General features: G+C 51.0%; 17 protein-coding genes. 3 read left to right on the top strand and 14 right to left on the bottom strand.

All coding sequences use genetic code 11. From position 1 onward, the window contains the following. Positions 1-62 precede the first annotated feature (62 nt). From hemG to IEX98_RS02755, 7 genes are all read right to left on the bottom strand, one after another. A complete protein-coding gene (gene hemG / locus IEX98_RS02785) occupies positions 63-1,529 on the bottom strand; it encodes a protoporphyrinogen oxidase (RefSeq protein WP_188887402.1) in 1,467 nt (488 codons plus the stop codon). A 67-nt stretch (positions 1,530-1,596) separates the two neighbouring features. Then, the gene (gene hemH, locus IEX98_RS02780; protein WP_188887401.1) at positions 1,597-2,550 is read right to left on the bottom strand and encodes a ferrochelatase; all 954 of its coding nucleotides are present in this window, start codon (positions 2,548-2,550) and stop codon (positions 1,597-1,599) included. Beyond that, a complete protein-coding gene (gene hemE, locus IEX98_RS02775; protein WP_188887400.1) occupies positions 2,543-3,613 on the bottom strand; it encodes a uroporphyrinogen decarboxylase in 1,071 nt (356 codons plus the stop codon). The genes hemH and hemE overlap by 8 nt, the downstream gene beginning before the upstream one ends. 203 nt (positions 3,614-3,816) lie before the next feature. Continuing rightward, a complete protein-coding gene (locus IEX98_RS02770) occupies positions 3,817-4,605 on the bottom strand; it encodes a hypothetical protein (protein WP_188887399.1) in 789 nt (262 codons plus the stop codon). After that, complete coding sequence (locus IEX98_RS02765) at positions 4,605-5,183, bottom strand: hypothetical protein (RefSeq protein WP_188887398.1); 579 nt, start codon at positions 5,181-5,183, stop codon at positions 4,605-4,607. The genes IEX98_RS02770 and IEX98_RS02765 overlap by 1 nt, the downstream gene beginning before the upstream one ends. Next, entirely contained in the window at positions 5,180-6,274 is a 1,095-nt protein-coding gene (pilM, locus tag IEX98_RS02760; protein ID WP_188887397.1) for a type IV pilus biogenesis protein PilM, read from the bottom strand. The genes IEX98_RS02765 and pilM overlap by 4 nt, the downstream gene beginning before the upstream one ends. Positions 6,275-6,296: 22 nt before the next feature. Further along, complete coding sequence (locus IEX98_RS02755; protein WP_188887396.1) at positions 6,297-6,761, bottom strand: hypothetical protein; 465 nt, start codon at positions 6,759-6,761, stop codon at positions 6,297-6,299. Positions 6,762-6,765: 4 nt separating this feature from the next. On the opposite strand from IEX98_RS02755, the gene IEX98_RS02750 reads away from it, so the two are divergent. Together IEX98_RS02750 and IEX98_RS02745 are read left to right on the top strand one after the other, a co-directional pair. Continuing rightward, on the top strand, positions 6,766-7,131 hold the full coding sequence (locus IEX98_RS02750; RefSeq protein ID WP_188887395.1) for a hypothetical protein: 366 nt from the start codon (positions 6,766-6,768) through the stop codon (positions 7,129-7,131). 23 nt (positions 7,132-7,154) lie between these two features. Beyond that, positions 7,155-7,643: a hypothetical protein gene (locus tag IEX98_RS02745; protein ID WP_188887394.1), complete on the top strand. Its 489-nt coding sequence runs from the start codon at positions 7,155-7,157 to the stop codon at positions 7,641-7,643. Here the strand turns inward: IEX98_RS02745 and IEX98_RS02740 are convergent. The 5 genes from IEX98_RS02740 to IEX98_RS02720 all read right to left on the bottom strand — a co-directional run bounded on the left by IEX98_RS02740 (position 7,640) and on the right by IEX98_RS02720 (position 13,490). Beyond that, entirely contained in the window at positions 7,640-8,413 is a 774-nt protein-coding gene (locus tag IEX98_RS02740) for a prepilin peptidase (RefSeq protein ID WP_188887393.1), read from the bottom strand. The genes IEX98_RS02745 and IEX98_RS02740 overlap by 4 nt on opposite strands. 699 nt (positions 8,414-9,112) lie before the next feature. Next, on the bottom strand, positions 9,113-9,469 hold the full coding sequence (locus IEX98_RS29045) for a prepilin-type N-terminal cleavage/methylation domain-containing protein (protein ID WP_229691943.1): 357 nt from the start codon (positions 9,467-9,469) through the stop codon (positions 9,113-9,115). A 60-nt stretch (positions 9,470-9,529) separates the two neighbouring features. Next, positions 9,530-10,741, bottom strand: coding sequence for a type II secretion system F family protein (locus IEX98_RS02730; RefSeq protein WP_188887392.1), 1,212 nt, complete (start codon positions 10,739-10,741; stop codon positions 9,530-9,532). Between the two features lie 18 nt (positions 10,742-10,759). Continuing rightward, entirely contained in the window at positions 10,760-11,797 is a 1,038-nt protein-coding gene (locus IEX98_RS02725) for a type IV pilus twitching motility protein PilT (RefSeq protein WP_188887391.1), read from the bottom strand. 25 nt (positions 11,798-11,822) lie between these two features. Then, complete coding sequence (locus IEX98_RS02720) at positions 11,823-13,490, bottom strand: GspE/PulE family protein (protein ID WP_188887390.1); 1,668 nt, start codon at positions 13,488-13,490, stop codon at positions 11,823-11,825. 268 nt (positions 13,491-13,758) lie between these two features. On the opposite strand from IEX98_RS02720, the gene IEX98_RS02715 reads away from it, so the two are divergent. Continuing rightward, the gene (locus tag IEX98_RS02715; RefSeq protein WP_188887389.1) at positions 13,759-14,964 is read left to right on the top strand and encodes an MFS transporter; all 1,206 of its coding nucleotides are present in this window, start codon (positions 13,759-13,761) and stop codon (positions 14,962-14,964) included. An 89-nt stretch (positions 14,965-15,053) separates the two neighbouring features. On the opposite strand, the gene abc-f is transcribed toward IEX98_RS02715, so the two are convergent. Then, positions 15,054-16,787, bottom strand: coding sequence for a ribosomal protection-like ABC-F family protein (gene abc-f, locus IEX98_RS02710; protein WP_188887388.1), 1,734 nt, complete (start codon positions 16,785-16,787; stop codon positions 15,054-15,056). Positions 16,788-17,144: 357 nt separating this feature from the next. Next, a complete protein-coding gene (locus tag IEX98_RS02705; RefSeq protein ID WP_229691996.1) occupies positions 17,145-17,777 on the bottom strand; it encodes an O-methyltransferase in 633 nt (210 codons plus the stop codon). Positions 17,778-17,843 lie beyond the last annotated feature (66 nt).

Here is a 17,843-nt window from a genome sequence, read left to right as displayed (position 1 = left end):
TGGCTCCTTTTTAAAGAAAGTCTTTTCCATTATAACAAGGTTCCTGTTGGATTGCTAAACAATCATAGCTCGGACAGTGCGGACAAAGCAGCTTCTTTCCCCTGACGGATACAGTCGGGCAAACCTACTCCTCCGAAGGCGGCTCCCGTCACATATACGCCCGGCAATTCCTTCGCCATCGACTCCCGCAGCCCGGCAATGTTGTCCAAATGACCCACCGGATATTGCGGCATCGAACGAGGCAAACGAGTAATCTCGGTAAAAATCGGCTGAGCGGTAATACCCATCGACTTCGCTATATCTTCAAGCACCGCTTGCTTTAGCTCGTCATCCGGCAGCTTGGCTGCCTCCTCATCGCCGGAGCGGCCGACATAGCAGCGAAGCAGCACCTTATCATCAGGGCTCGTATGCAGCCATTTGGTAGAGGTCCATGTGCAAGCTGTAATACGCAGCCCTTCGGAGCGCGGCACGAGAAATCCTGACCCGGCAAAATCAACGCCAAAGGTCGCTTTATCAAAAGCCATAACGACGTTCGCAACTGTCACGTAATCGACAGCACGCAAAGCAGATACATTAACGTGCGGCTCCAACAGAGAAGCGGCATTAAATCCTTGCGCCGTAATGATGACACCGTCTGCAGCGATCCGTTCACCCGATGCCAGCACGATTTCATAGCGGGCTTCCTCTGACTTCTCGTCTTGCTTATCATTCTTCACGAGGGCCGTCACCGTCTCGCCTAGTCTGCGTTCAGCTCCGGCAAGTGCCTTATCCAAGGCGTCGACCAAGGAGGATAAACCCTTCTTAAAACTTAAAAAGGCACTCCCCTTCAGCTCCTCTGGCAGCCCCTCAGGCCAAGCCGGCTGTGCGCCTTGGCCTTTGTTCCGCTGCTGGTGCTGCGTGCCGCGAATCAAGCTGCCATGCTGACGCTCTGCTTCAGCAAATTGCGGGAAGGTCGCTTGAATGCTGAGTTTGCTCAGATTACCAGCATAAATGCCGGCAAGCAGCGGCTCAGTCACATGCTGAACGATTTCCGGGCCAAGCCGCCGCGACAGAAACCCGCCCAGCGACTCATCTCCTTCTGGAGCATCACCTGGCATCTCCAAATCCTGCAAAGCGCGGCTTTTGCCTGCCTCCGACACCAAGCCGCTTGCCATAAAAGCCTCCATATCGGTTGGAATGCCCAGCACAAGCCCTTTCGGCATCGGGTGAAGCTTGCCTTCTTTCATTATAAAAGCGGTTTTCCCGCTTTGGTTCTGTGCTGTTAATTCATCCTCGATGCCAAGTTCCATCGCCAGCTCAATCGTTGGCAGCTTCCGCGACAGGAAGGAATCAGGTCCTCTCTCAATGACAAAACCGTCGCGCTGCAGCGTATTGATTTTACCGCCAAGAGAATCCGCGCCATCGACAATTGTCAGACGCAGTTGTTTCCCTTGCCGCTCCGCTTCCCGCTGCAAATAAAAAGCGGAGCTCAGTCCGCTGATGCCCCCGCCAATAATGACAATGTGCTCAGCCTCTCCGATTCTCCGCATCGCTGTACTTCCTCTCTATACTCGTTCTTGTATGTTGTCCGTCAGCCAAATGTTAACAGCTCGCAGCCTAAGCTCCGGCTTCTATTACCGATTCAGCAAGCGTCTCCATATATAACGGATCTCTGTTCAGCATCGCAATCCGCTCCAGCGCTACGCCAAGCTCGCCTGCAGCCGCTTTCGCTTCGATATCAAGGTCGAACAATACCTCCAAATGATCGGATACAAAGCCAACCGGCGCAACCAGTACCGCTTTGATACCGTCTTCTTTAGCTAGTCCGTCTAATGTTTCCAAAATGTCCGGCCCCAGCCACGGCTCTCTTGTCCGGCCGGCGCTTTGCCATGTGAACTGCCAATCGCCATCGGCGATGCCAACTTTTGACGCTACCGCTGCTGAAGTTTCCAGCAATTGTTTTTCATAGGGATCGCCAATCTCACGAATGCGCTCCGGCAAGCTGTGCGCACTGAAAAGCACTTTTACCGGTTTTACCCCGCCCGAACTTGTCTCAAGCCGGTTCAGTCCGTCCGCGACCCGCTCCGTCAGCGCTTGCAGCAGCTTGGGATGCAGATGGTACGATTCGACGAATGACATCGCAATTCCGCTTGCCTCGGCTTGCTCTTGCGCTCTTTTTATGTAAGAACCAACACTCATCGTTGAAAAATGAGGCGCAAGCACGATGCCGACTGCCTGCTTCACCCCGTCCTCTGCCATCTGCTTGACACCGTCTTCGATATAAGGGCTTGCGTGCTTCAGCCCTTGATAGCAGACGTAGCGTCCCGGAGCAAGCTGCTCCAGTTTATCCTGCAGTCCGGCTACCTGGCCGTTGGTGTTCTCACGCAACGGGAATACGCCGCCAACAATCGCCTCGTAACGGCCTTTCAGATCAGCCAGCTGCTCCTCGGTAGGAGGATGGCCGCGGCGGATATGCGTGTAATAAGCCTCGACGTCTTCCAAGCTTTGCGGCGTTCCATAGGACATAACAAGTACGCCGATCTTACCGTGATTTGCAGTCATCTCAGACATGGCTCGTTTCCTTTCCATTTCGTGCTGCGATTTTTTGTTCCGAATACGTATGAATAAAGCTCGTCAGCTCCGCCAGCTTCTCAAGCGACGCTTCCGGGAACAGTCCGTGGCCCAAATTGAAAATAAAGCCCGGCTGCTCAAGTCCTTGATCAATGATTGCGGCAGCATGAGCCTCAATCGTCGACATCGGCGCAGTCAGCACCGTCGGATCAAGATTGCCCTGTACGGCAAAATTGCCGTTCAGTCTGCGGCGTCCCTCTGGAATCGACACGCGCCAATCCAGCCCGATCACATCGGCCTTCACTGCGTTTAATTCCGGCAACAGCTCCCCGGAGCTTACTCCCGGGAAATAGATTTTCGGCTGCGGCAAATCAGACAGCTCTGCAAATATCCGCTCGATCGTCGGCAGTACATACGTCCGGAAATCGGCTGGCGTCAATGCCCCTACCCAGCTGTCGAACAGTTGGAATGCCTTGCCTCCGGCCGCCATATGGGCGCGCAAATAAGCGATAACCATGTCGCCCAGTTTGTCCATCAGTTGATGCCATACTTTCGGCTCGCTGTACATTAGCGCCTTGGTGCGTAAATAGTTTTTAGAAGGACGGCCTTCAATCAAGTAGCTTGCGATTGTGAATGGTGCTCCTGCAAACGTAATAAGAGGCACTTCCAGCTCGCGGTCGAGAATGCGGATCGTCTCCAGCACATGGCCGAGATCGCCTTCCACATCGATCGGCTTCAACCTCTCGACGTCGGCAGCATTACGAATCGGATTCGCGATAACAGGGCCGATATTCGCCACGATATCGAAATCAATGCCAATCGATGCGACCGGATTCATAATATCTGAATATAAAATAGCCGCGTCGACACCCAGCTTGCGTACCGGCATCATCGTGACTTCCGCCGCAAGCTCCGGCTGCTTGCATATTTCTAGCAGTGAATACTTCTCTTTGATTTTACGGTATTCAGGATCGTAACGTCCTGCTTGACGCATGTACCAGACCGGCACACGGTCCAAAGTTTCCTTCCGGCATGCCCGAATGAAACGGTCATTATAGCTCATTCCCGTTCCTCATTTCTTTAATTATTCGTTATGTTCCATTATGCCCGTTTTCGTTTGCCCTAACAACCGTTAGCGTTCGCTTTCCTATGACAATAGTATGACAATCAGCTCTATCTTATCATGAAGAATAGATGAATGATTCATTTCGTTTCATGAAAAAGAGCCCGCTCTCCTATTCGGAGAAGCGAGCCGTTTCTGTACTTCTACTGCTTAGCAGCTGTGTCCCAAGACAACTTTCCATATTTAGATTTCAATGCATCCAATTCATCCATTCCCGCAGTGGAAGCTGAGGCAGCCGCCCCGCCTAGCTCCTTGGCATATGCCGGAAGGGAATAGAATGCCAGCTTCATATCCAGTGCGTATACCGGTAAGGACGGATCGATATAAGCATTGTTTTTCAAATCGTCAGTTAAATCAGCTTCTTTTAATAGTTTGATGTTCCATTGCTCCACAGCGATAAGCCGCTCATCGCGCTGGACGTTGCGAATATATTGCAGCACGTTTTCCATATGGCCCGCGACCGTAATGTGAACCGGCTGGCTGACTACCTGACTCCCTGCACTTCCACCAACAGCATTAGCACCTGTTTCCGCACCGGTTGAAGCTGCAGCATCCACTGACAAATTGTCTGACTGCTGCTTATCGCTCAATGCCAAGTCTTGTGAAAAATCGACGAGCGGCGCTTTTGATGCCTCAGCTAATTTTACAGCAGTCAGCAATATGCCGGAGTCTTTCGGATAAAAGGGAGCTTTGTTCGCCAGCTTTCGAATATCTTCCTCGGATATGATATCCGTCGTGAATTGCGCTTGCGCCGTCAATACGTTTTGCTGCTCTAAATCAGCTTCAGCCTTCCCATTACGCAGCTCCAGCCATGCCGGCAGCAGAAAGAGCAAGCCTGCAACGATATTGATTGCCACGATAGCAATGACAAGGATCAATGTTGCATCAAGACCTCTTTTGCCTGCAGGGGCTGTCTTCATTTGCAGCTCCATTATCGTCCAGCCTCCTTCACAGCCGGATTCAATTGAACCTCGACAACCAATTTGTAAGGGAATTGGTTCGGCCCGATGGCCGAATCACCGCTCGACTTTTCGCTTTCCTTCCGATAAGCGCTAATTTTCGTTGCACGCAAAGCAGGCGCTTCTTCCAGCTTTTCAATGTAATTAATGCTTTCCTGGTACACGGTGAAAACGAGCTCCGCTTGAATCATTTTACCGTCCTCGGAAATGCCGATATAATTCGCTTTTGCTTTATCGGGCAAATAGCCGACCACAGGAGACAGATACGGAAGCCATTCCGGCCGTTCATCCTCCAACTTGGCTATAGCGGCGGATGCTTGCTGGAACTGCTCTGCTTTTGTTCTGGACATGCCTGCACTTTGCAGTCTGGCAATTTCGCTGCGGCTTTCCTTGACGATGGCCGTGTAACGACCCGCTTCATTCACCCATGTCATGCGATAATACCATTGACCGGTTACACTAACGACGGCCAGTAGAACAAGCAGCGATAAAATGAGCGGACTTCCCTTGAACCGGGGCGGCTTGGGCGGCAGCAGGTTGATCGATCTCATCCTTCTTTCCCCCTTAAAGCCAGTCCTAGCGGCACTGCATAATCAGAATAGCTCCAGTCATCCGCCGTGTCTGTAACATTCAATCCGCTCCAATTGGGTACAACGACCGGCTGTCTCAAATTCGAACGCAGACCTTCTTGAAGCTTATCCATCTCCTCGACATCTCCTGTTACAATAATCGATTGGAAATGCCGCTCACTTGTCGTCAATGTATAGAAATAAAAATTCATGAGCCGCTCCAGCTCCGAGGCGAGATCCTGCACCGCATTGGCAAAGGTTTGCTCCGGCGAGGCGAAAGCGGACAGCCACTCCCTGCTTTCCCCTACCGCTCCTTCTGTCATCGATTTGAACGAAATTTCGGCCGTTCGGGTCATTCTGAATACGCCATCTTCGATAATCGTAAGCTCAGAGCTTGTCCGGTTTACATCGACGATTAGATGAAGGCCGTTCACATTCGTCTTCGTTTTCTCAAGCAGCCGGATCATCGAAAAAGCTTTAATCTCAAAGCTGTCCGGAATTAGCTTTAATTTCATGAATAACTCATTATACGCTTCAAGCACTTGAAGCGGAGCCGCCGCCACAAGCACATCTGCCAGCGGCTGACTGCTTACCGGCTCGCCCAAAGCCGCTGCGGTCTCCAGCTCAGCCGAAGAAACGGGATTAACCGCCTTTTCCGCTGCATTCCGGCTTGTCGCCAGTTTCACAAAATCGTAATGCGGCTGCTCGAAGGCAACATGCACATTATGCTTCATCTCATACTGGACCAGCTTTTTGAGTTCATGGTGGGGAATATCCGGCAGTTGAAGCAGCCGAACCATAGTCGTTGGGCTCGGAATGGCGAAATGAACATGTCTGGCCCCAATTTTGTTAACGGCAAGCAGTTCTTTCAACGTGCTTTGCATCGTCTCAAGCTCGATGATACGGCCATCCTTGACAGCGCCTGCCGGCAGCGGAGCTGCAGCATAATTGACAATACGCACGCTGCGGTCTCTTTTCTCCCTGATCTCGCAAAGCTTGATCGCCTCATCGGTCACTTCAATGCCCAAAGAATGATGACCTTTATTTAAGTTTCGCAGCAGCGATGCTATCAACCGGTTACCCTCCTAACCCTACTTACAGAATGCAAATCACATTGTCGAAATTCTGCCATTTCATATAATCCTCGAATACGGTATTTCCTCCGACCATAAAGCCTTTCATTTTACTGACTGGAACGTCGCCTGACCCTTTCGAATTCGATATTTCCTTGAAGGTCGCGTTGCCAAATACGATAAAATAACCGCTCATGCTCATTCCGCCCGGCTTAATATTGTTCTTCATGACGAAATCCCCTCGAACGATGAAATCTTTGCCGACCGTTACGGAGCTAAGTCCGGATTGGTTGATAAAGCTTCCTTGGATCGCAATCGAACCGCCAACGATCAATTCCTCTACTTTATTCGTGAAATCCACATTGCCTTTTGCAATAAAGTTTTGCATAACCTCGAATTTGGACAGCGAGCTTCCGAAGGAAATATTGCCTTTGACCAGCATGGAGCCTTTGACCGTCCAAGAATCGGATACGGTATTCGCGGCCACGAGCTTGCCTCCAACGATAAGATCACCTAGAACGATTGAGGAGATTAAGGGCAAGCTGAATAGTCATTCCAGTATTGTGCTGTATGGACAACCTGTCTCGCTCTCGACGCTGCGAAGCAATGCCGCTGCGACTTTGCCTATCATCTACTATCCAAGCGGAAGCGAACAGGATCGGAAATATAAGATTCAAATTCAAAGTGTCGGCCATTCACTTGGTCAAATCGAAATCAAAAATGGCACGAATAGTGACGGTGTATCCCATACTGCAATGTATAATACCGGCGACTTCATCCGTCATGTGCGCGTTACCTGCACCGATCTGTCAACACTCCGGACATTCAGCCTTGATGCTTATGTACCTTATTCTTAAATCGATAGATGGAGGCGGTCCCCATGGTGCGAAATGAAAAGGGCTTAACGCTTGTTGAAGTAACAGCTACACTAGTCCTTACTGTTGTCGTTCTTAGCGGTTTGATTTTTCTGCTGAACCAGACAAACCTGGGCGTTTCGCAAATTCAGAAGCGGGAGTCGGTAATGAAAGAATCCCGTACCATCATGAATAACTTGGCCGCTTCAGCGCGGCGCGGCGGTTTTGTCGCAACTAAGCCGGATGAGCAATCGCTTCAGTTCAGCGGCTCCGGGGGCCAATATGTATTTTATCGATTCGAGCCTTCCACGAGCGCCTTATCCGTAACCTACAGGCTGAAAAACGACAATGGTGTACTGGCAGCCAACCCAACTTCGGTTACACTCTCCGAACATGTGCAAAGCTTTACGATGAAATTGGACGGCCCCTCTGTCGAGGTAGAGCTGGCAATGTCGCTGCCAAACAACCAAATTCATCGCACCTCTTCTATTGTCAATCTTGTCAAAAACGGCTAAAACGACAGCAAGCCTAAATACCACTCCACCATACCGTCTCCCCACAAGTACGCCGTAATGGCGCCAAGCGCGATATAAGGTCCAAACGGCAGTGTTTTTCCCCGGGCATGACCGCCTGCTGCGATTAGCAGCAAACCTCCGATTAATCCAAATAAGCTGGCGAGAAATAGACTCAGCAGCGTAAGCTTTACACCAAGCATAAGACCGATAAATACATAAAGCTTAATGTCGCCTCCGCCCATCGTCTCTTTCTTTAACACCCAACTGCCTAACAAAGCTATCGCTAATAAAGCCCCGCTACCAGCAACAGCTGCTATCCCGTAATTCCATATCGGGAGCGGATGAATGAACAAGCGGATAACAATCGCTCCAATCACTCCTGCCGCCACCACTTTATTTGGAATAATCTTATCGGTTAAATCCGTTTGCGTAATGATAGAGAGAATGGCAATGAGCCATAGCGCTGCAATCAGTTCAGGCTGTGAATCCATTCTAAAAGCGGCTAAGCCGAATAGAAGTGCCGTGGCGGCTTCCCCAGCTGCGTAACGCCATTCCAGCCGTTGACCACACTGTCGGCACTTGCCTCCTGAAGTAAGGAAGGGCAGCAACTGGATGACAGCATAGGTCGGCGGCCGATGTCTGCTATGCGCGCAATACGACGGCGGATAAACGGATGGCAGCCGCTTATCCCAGTGAATGGCTACTGCATTGAACAGACCGCCTAGCAATAATCCCGCTAACGATACGATAACAATCGCCCAAGCTGTCATTCCCACCCCGCCCTTGAAAAAGGATAAGAAAGGCAACCTGGGGTTGCCTTTCAGGCTGTCGGGAAAGTCTCGACAGCTCTCATTAATGATTCAGCACCTCGGATACACTCGGCTTTGCCTATTGATCGAAAATGCAAACCTTCCTCTGATCGCCTGGCACTCCGCTCGCCGTCCATATTCACACCATGAACTCAAAGTAACGTTTATCTCGCTAAAAGCTAGTTGGAATAGCTTTGGAGAGTATCATCTAGCTCTTCTGGATACTCTTCTTGCATCACTTTTCTGCTTATGAGTCAAGTTTGCTATGCCTGCACCACCGATGAACGAATCAAAATGTAAATCTGCAGTTTGTAAGCCGCATTTCCGCCGTTTTATCGCCTCAAAATGCAAATGTGCATTTTGATTGGCCTAATACAGCGCCAAAGAGGAGGATAGAACGATTTCAAATGTACTTTTACATTTTGAACACGTTTTTCGGCCTTTTGACGTTCATTAAACTGCACTTTTGCATTTTGTTTCTTGTTTCTTCACATCGAGGCTAGTCTATGAGAGTTTGATCTAGCAACTTGGTAGCATTTCGTAATCAAAGCAAGAGCTATAGAAGAACTATCAAAATGAAGGAACATTGTGAAATCAGGTAGCCTTTCGAAGCTCTGAAAAGGCAACCTGGGGTTGCCTTTCTAGTTTTTTATTAATAATTTAAGTCTTTGGAGTTGTAGTAACCGTAATACTCCAAGCATCGTTTGCGGATAAATCAGCTTTGACATTAGTGACATTTTTTTTGTTCAAAGTTGGTGCTTTAGCCAAATAACCTGCCGAGACCAAATCATCTATACTAATAGTTTGGCTAGTCGTATATTCTTTATCAGTCACATAGCGCAATGCCGATTCTTCAATTAGACTAATAGATGCACTATCTGCCTTATCCCTTGACTTTGCTATTGTGCTTCCAATCGCCGGAATCGCAATAGCCGCGATAATCCCCACAATAACCAGTACCGCCAAAAGCTCGATCAGCGTCAAACCTTTTTCATTTCTTTTCAATGCCATCAACATATTAAATCTCCTCCCGTTTTGACCCTAATTTTTATATTTGGTAGAGCAATAAAACCGCAGTTATAAATAGCTTTGCATCATTTTGAATGACGGCGTCATAACCGCCAGCACGATAACACCAACGATTGCCGTCAATATGATGATCATGATCGGCTCCAGCAAAGACTTAAGCCGCTCCGCCATCTGGTCGACATCAGCCTCGTAGAAGTCTGCTACCTTCTCCAGCATGTCGTCGACGGCGCCGGAGCGCTCGCCGATTGTAAGCATTTGCGTCACCATCGGCGGGAACAGCTTCGATTGCTTGAGCGGCTCCGACATCGCTTCGCCGCCTAGCACCTTCTCGCGAATCTCGCCGATCACTTTGCCGATCGCTTCATTCCCAACAACATGCGAGACAATTGTCAGTCCCTGCATGAGCGGAACCGCCGCCGTCACTAAGGAGCTGAATGTCCGGGCGAAGCGGGCCAGCGCCTGCTTATGCCACAGCTTGCCGAATACCGGAAGCTTCAGCTTTAGCAGATCGAGCCGTTCGCGGCCCTGCTGCGATCGCCGGATGATTTTCACCAGTACAAAAGGAAGAATCATAGCAGCCAATACGACATACCAGAAGCCCTGCATAAACTCGCTGACCGCCATGACGATCCGTGTAGGGAGCGGCAGCTCAATGCCCATCCCCTCGAAACTGACGGCATATTGCGGAATGACGAACAGCATCAGGAAAATAACGACGACAATCATCAGCACCAGCATAATAGCTGGATACACCATCGCCGATTTGACCTTTTCCTTCGTATTGCGTTCCTTTTCGAAAAATATGGCGAGCCGCTCCAGCATCACATCCAGATTGCCGGCTACTTCTCCTGCATGCACCATGTGAATGAATATCGGGGAAAAGACGGTCGGATGCTTGGCCGTCGAATCCGACAACTGCGCACCGCCCCGCATATCTTCGGCAATTTCGCTCAATAGCTTGGCGAAGGGTTTGCTGGAGGTTTGCTCGCTCAATATTTGAATCGCTTCCACCAAACTAACCCCTGCTCGGTACATCGTCGCAAGCTGACGGCAAAAGACGGTGAAATGCTCCGTTCCGACGCGCGGCCCGCCGAGCGAAATATCGCGATACAGCACACTGTCGTTTGTATCGATCAGATCTGTTACCCAAAGCCCCTTCTCGCTTAACGCTTCTCTTGCCCGTTGTATCGTTACTGCTTCGAGCATCCCGTTTGACCGTTTGCCTTGGGCAGTTACTGCCTTATAGCGGAATTTCGGCATGCTTCATCCCCTCCAGCCTTATAACTCTCCAAAGCCAATAACCGCTTCCTTCGCATCCTGAAGGGCTACAGTGCCCCGTTGAACCAGCTCTCGCAAAGCAAGCTCCAGCGTCTGCATGCCTTGCTGCCTGGACGTTTGCATGACCGAACGAATTTGATAGACCTTCTCCGACCGGATTAAGTTGGCGACAGCGGGCGTATTGACGAGCACCTCAAAGGCTCCGGTCAAGCCGCTGCCATCCCTGCGAGGCAGCAGTCGCTGGGAGACGACCCCGATAAGCACTGATGCCAGCTGAATGCGGATTTGCGCCTGCATGCCGGGCGGGAATACATCGATAATGCGGTCAATCGTTTGCGGCCCGTCGGCTGTATGCAGCGTTGCAAAAACGAGATGCCCGGTTTCCGCCGCACTGATGGCTGTACTGATCGTCTCCAGATCACGCATTTCTCCTACGAGCACGATGTCAGGATCCTGCCGCAGCGCCGCCCGCAATCCGTTGGAAAAGGACGGCGTGTCCAGCCCGATCTCGCGCTGATTGACCATCGACCGTTTATGATCATGAATGAACTCAATAGGGTCCTCCAGCGTAATGATATGGGCGCTCTGCTTGCGGTTCAAAAAGTCGATAATCGAGGCCAGCGTCGTCGATTTCCCGCTGCCCGTCGGCCCCGTCACCAGCAGCAGCCCTTGCGGCTTAACAGCAAACTGCCCAATAATCTCGGGCAAGCAAAGCTCTTCCATCGAAGGAATCCGGCTGGGTACGATTCGAATCGCCAGCCCGACACTGCCGCGCTGCTTATAGGCATTGATCCGGAATCTCGCAACACCAGGAATACCATAAGAGAAATCAAGATCACCCTGCTTAACAAAAGCTTCATATTGCTCTTCTGTCAGAAGCTGCTTCGCTAGCCCTTTCGTATCCGAAGGCTTCAGCACCTGTTCATTGTAAGGAAGCAGCCGGCCGTGAATCCTTAATACGACTGGCGAGTTGACCGTAATGTGAATATCCGACGCTTGCCGTTCCTGTGCGGAACGAAGAATTTCAATGACCGTCATACGCAAAATCCTTCCTGCCCGTCACTTAGTCAACCTTGCCTAACACGCGAAAAATTTCCGTCAGCGTCGTATGCCCCTCCGACGCCTTGCGCAAGCCATCCGCCATAATGGGAACCATCCCATTGCTCAAAGCATGGTCGTAATACTCATGATCAGAGCGCTTTGCCAGAATCATCGTACGAAGCCGGTCGTCAACAGGCAGTACCTCTTGAATGGCCATACGGCCCTTATATCCGCTTAACCCGCATTCTCCGCATCCTTCTCCTTTGAACAGCTTCGTCACTTCAAAGCGCGCTTTCGTTAATATGGCACGTTCCTCTGCAGAGGGCTCATAGCTTCGGGAGCAATGCGGGCATATACGCCGGACAAGACGCTGGGCAACAATGCATGTAAGAGAGGATGAGACGAGAAACGGCTCCACTCCCATGTCTACCAGCCGCGTTATCGCATTAACCGCATTATTCGTATGTAATGTACTGAGTACGAGATGGCCGGTCATGGCGGCCCGCACGGAAATTTCCGCTGTCTCGGAATCGCGGATTTCTCCGATCATGACGATGTTGGGGTCCTGCCGCAGTATTGCGCGGAGACCACGAGCGAACGTTAGACCCGTTACCGGATTGACCTGAACCTGATTGACACCCTCCAATTGGTACTCCACGGGGTCTTCAATCGTAATGATGTTGACATCCTCGCGGTTCAAATGCCCCAGGGCGGAATAAAGCGCGGTCGACTTGCCGCTGCCGGTAGGTCCAGTGATAAGTACAACGCCATTGGAGGATTCGATTGCTCCCTTGAATAAGCGATAGTTGTGCTCCGATAGCGACAGCTTGGAGATATCAGCCTGCGAAGCGCTCAAATCCAGGACACGAATGACAACTTTCTCGCCATGTACGGTCGGCAGCGTTGACACCCGCATATCGACCTTGCGGAAATCGATATCCAGCTCTACCCGTCCGTCCTGCGGCAGCCGTCGTTCGGCTACGTTCAGATTGGCCATGATTTTTATCCGGGCAATAATGACGCCGTGCATATTGGTCGGGAGGTTGCGTTCCGTCCGCATGACGCCGTCCACCCGGTACCGGATGCGGAAATTGCCGTCCTGCGGATCTAAGTGAATATCGCTTGCCCCCAGATGGACGGCTTGGACGATAATTTGATTTACCGTTTTGACTACGGGTGAATTCTCGTCCTGAATAGCCCGCTCATCGTCTAAATCTTTCAATTGCAGGTTTTGACTGATCTGTTCGATCGTTTCGGAAAGGCCGTAATAACGGCTAATGGCCCGAACCAGTTCTTCTCGCGCAGCGATAACCGGTTCCACCCTTAGTCCGGTTGCGATCCGTATCTCATCGATCGCGAAGTAATCAAGAGGATCCGCCATAGCGATAACAAGTCTGTTGCCGTCCATGCGGAGAGGAAGGACGCAGTGCTGATCGGCCAGCTTTTGCGTCATAAGTTGAATGATTTTAGGATCGATCTTCTGCCGGTATAACTGTACATGGGGGATGCCTAACTGAAACTCCAGAGCTTCAATGAATTGCTGCTGTGTAATGATGCCCTTGCTGATCAATACGTCACCAAGCCGGGACTTCGTATCTCTTTGCTGCTCCAGCGCCTCTTGCAATTGCTGCTCGGTTATGACGCCGGATTCCAATAGCAAATCTCCGATTCGCTTGCGTGTGCCGGACATCGCGCCCCACCCTATCTTTTTAATGTCATATTGCTAGATTTAACCAACTACGAAACTGATTCTATTAAATCAATTTAATAGCGTTTCGTCAATGACTTTTGTCCTATTAAAAATTCATTTTTCTATTTATATTTACAAATATTTATAATTTATATAGTTCTAAAGGATTAAATCTCTTTCACCCAAAAGTCGCACCCATTTACTCTGAGCTTCTTCCACAATTTCCCGGCATTCATGATAAAAGCTGCAATATGATATACTATCCCTCATGGAACAGTGGAAAAAAAATCTTATCGTCCTTTGGTTCGGTCAATTTCTCGTCAACGCCGGAATGACGATGATCATTCCATTCTTGTCGCTATACCTGCAATTTGATCTCGGTTTAACCGATCCGCATGAAATCGCATTGTGGGCCGGGTTCATTTTCGCAGGCAATTTCGTTACCTCATTTATATTTCAGCCCATATGGGGCAAGCTCGCGGATAAGTATGGCCGCAAAATGATGCTGCTCCGCTCTGGCTTTGGCATGGCGATCGTCATGACGTTAATGGGCTTCGCAACGACACCGCTGCATTTGCTGCTGCTTCGTATGCTTAACGGCACGATCTCGGGCTTCAATCCAGCATCTGTCGCGCTCGTATCCGCAACAACGCCCAAGGAACGGACAGGCTTCGCGATGGGCACACTGCAATCCGGAGGCATCGCCGGCACGATTATGGGGCCGTTTATCGGGGGACTGATGGCGGACGCGGTCGGCTTCCGTCCTATCTTCTACATCACGGGCAGCCTGTTGTTCGCCGCCTCCATGCTGGCTTGGATCGTCGTCAAGGAGCCGTTCGATAAATCGCTTGCTGCTTCACGCACAATGGTGTCCGTAGCGGAAGGACTGCGCAAGCTGCGAAAAATACCGCAGATCACGTCGCTTTATGCCGTTACCTTCATGATCCAGTTTGCGATGCTCAGCCCGATGACGCTTATGCCTCTTTATGTACAGGAGCTGCATGGGACGACGGCCAATCTCGCGTTCTGGGCCGGATTTGTCGGCTCGGTAACCGGAATGTCGAACATGATCGCATCGCCGCTTCTTGGCAGATTGAGCGATCGGATCGGCTCCGAGCGTATTCTCGCCGTCTCATTAATAGGGGCGGCCGTTACGTTCATTCCGATGGCACTGGCTGGATCGGTCTGGCATCTGCTGTTATCCAGATTTGCGCTTGGCGTCTTCCTGGGCGGACTTGCACCTACGGTCAATGTACTGATCCGGAAATATACACCCGACGGCATGGAATCACGAGCCTACAGCTTCAACAGCAGCATGCTCGGCCTTGGCAATATGGTTGGCCCTATTGTTGGAGGAGCGCTGTCCGGCTTTATTGGCATTAAAGGCATCTTCTTCATGTCCGCTTCGCTTATGATCGCCAATTCCTTATGGGTCAGGAAATCGCTTCTTCACAGAAGAAAAGCCAAAGCCTGAAACGTGCACAATAAAAAGACCAGCATCTCCGCGGCACCTTAAGGCTGCTGCGAAAATGCTGGTCTCTTTCCATACTTGCTTACCGTTTGTTATTGCACCTTGGTCCATTTGCGCTTCTCTTCTACGAGCTCATGAAATCTCCGATCCAGTTCAGCCGCCTCCGCTTCCGACCGGATAGGCATCGATAGACGGCCAATTGTCTCTGCAAGCTCACGCTCAACTCTCATCAGCCGTTCTATCCGCTCAGCTTCTTCGTGCGACGACGTTGCTTGCCTTGCATCTCTCGCTCCCGGCATACCTCTGTCCTCCGCACCGCATTCTTCAAAGCTCCATTCCCCGCCGCCGTACAACGTCAGCCGGTGCGTAGCAACCGCCTGAACGAGCCTTCGGTCATGCGCGGCAAACAAAATTGTCCCGGGATATTGCTGCAGTGCCGCTTCCAACTGCTCCCGTGCAAAAACATCCAAATAATTCGTCGGCTCGTCGATCAGCAGCGTATTGTAAGGACCAAGAAACAGCTTAGCCAGCGCCGCCTTGACCCGCTCGCCACCGCTTAGCTGGCCTGCCTCCTTAAAAACGTCATGTCCCTTGAACAAAGTACGGGCAAGGACAGTCCGCACATGCGTATCGGGATAGATGGCAGTCGACAGTACGTTATCCAGTACGCTCTTCGATTCGTCCAGCAAGGACAAATCCTGTCGGAAATAGCCAATTCGGCAGCCGGGAGCTTTTACAATACGTTCCCCTTGCCCATAAATAAGACGGAGCAGCGTCGTCTTACCCGCTCCGTTTGGTCCGGTTAAAGCAATTCGCATCCCTGGACGGATGGCAACAGAGAGCTCATCGAATAGGGAACGGTCCGATAGCTGTACGCTCAACCGCTCCACCCTGAGCACATGCTTGCTGCGGCATAACTCATGAACAGCCGTGTCGAACAGCGGCAGCTCCGTCTCACGCGGCTTGTGCTTCACATCCAGCCTCTCCAGACGGCTCTCGAGCGCTTTCGCTTTCGAATCTACCTTGGAGTTACTCGTTCTAGCCCCTTCCTTGCCCAGGTTCGCTTCTTTGTAGCTCATACGGGAAGGCTTGTTCTTCATCGATTTGGATTGCTGTCTGACTGCAATAATAGCCCGCTCCAGCCGTCCCTTTTCCCTCGCATATTGCTCGTATTCGAAATGCATGCGCTGTCTGGCCGCTTCCTTTTCCCTGCGGTAGTCGGAATAATTGCCGGAATAGACGGTGATCATCTCTTCATCCAGCTCCATAATATGCGTACAAACTTCATCCATCAGCTGCCGGTCATGGGACACAAAGAGCACGCCACCGTCATAGGAAGCAAATGCTTCGCCCAGCTGTCGCACGCCCTCCTCATCGAGATGGCTTGTCGGTTCGTCCGCAATCAGCACCTCAGCGCCGCTTGCGAACAGCTGCGCGATTTGCTGCCGGGTGCGTTCTCCTCCGCTGCCATGGCTTTCCGCTTCGTCCCTGCCTATCGTTTTCCAGCGCTTCGCGGATGCTTCGTCTCCTAAGGTCGTCTTGCCTTCGTCCAGTGCATCATATTCATCGATACAATTGCTATCCGCTACATCGCCTTTCGCCCCAGCCGCTTGCCTCAACTCCGCAATCGTTCCAAAGCGCCTCACCGTGCCTGCGTCCGGCTCCAGCCGTCCCGCCAGCACGGCAAGCAGCGTCGACTTGCCTGCCCCGTTCCGGCCAACGATACCGACCCTTTCACGCCGTTCCAGCTGCCAACTGCCTGCCAGCACTCCTAGAACCCGGTCACCAATCGTTATTTTCACTTGCTCCATTGTCATTAAAGTCATAAAAAAACCTCCTCAGCCGAATTAAGTACATTCGCTCTGAAGAGGATTATGGGCGCCATTAAGAACTGCGTTAACGAATTGCAAACAGCAAACAGACGCTGGCCGCTTCGTACAACGAGCCTTCGATATAGGGAAACCTATCCGGAAAAATGGGCGCAATAATCCTATCTTCAGAAAAAGAAACAACTGCTATGTTTCGATATTTGCTCTCTGAATACATAAGATTAGTTCTCCATCGTCCTCGGACACCTGTTCCTCTCTCGCTATCGGTTAGTCGTTGCTTTTCCATTATATGTACGATCGCCACAATCGTCAAACGCTAATTATCCGCAACCGGACCGGAATGAGATTAGATTTCTATTTAACGATGGCGATCGCGAGGCCGTCGTACCCGGGAAGCACCGTGCTGGTCAGACGCTCGTCCGATGCGATCCGTTCATTGAATGCCCGTACCGACAGTACCGCCGGCCCGCCCTTCTCCGGGTTAATCGTCCGTCCGCGCAACAGGACGTTGTCTCCAACGATAACCGCGCCGGGATTGGCAAGCTGAATGGCATAATCCAAATAGACTGGATAGCCATCCTTGTCAGCATCGATGAAAAAGAAATCAAACCGCCGTCCTTCTTCTTTCAATTGTGCCAAGCTTTCCTTCGCATCGCCGATGACGTATTCAACTGCTTCACCAAAGCCCGCTTCCTTCATATGTGCAAGTGCAACATCGGCATATTCGGATTTCAGCTCCAGCGAGGTGAGCTGCCCGCCTTCTCCAAGCCCTCTAGCCAGACATATGCCGCTATAGCCGCCAAGCGCGCCGATCTCCAGCACATTTTTCGCGCCAGCCAATTGTACGAGCATCGTCAACAGCCGCCCGTAACCGTCAGAAATCGAAATATCCGGCATTCCCTTCTCCGCAATCCCCTTTTTCGTCCGCGCCAGATCAGCATCTTCGCCGTATAATCCGTCCACATATTGTTCATCTGTCACTTTTATGCACCTCTTTCCAATTTTACAATTTGTAAAAGCATCCTGCTTTGCCCTATACTTGATTGTATGATT

The sequence above is a fragment of the Paenibacillus radicis (ex Gao et al. 2016) genome (assembly GCF_014641555.1).
GTDB lineage: Bacteria > Bacillota > Bacilli > Paenibacillales > Paenibacillaceae > Pristimantibacillus > Pristimantibacillus radicis.
This window is presented reverse-complemented; position numbering and strand designations above follow the sequence as displayed.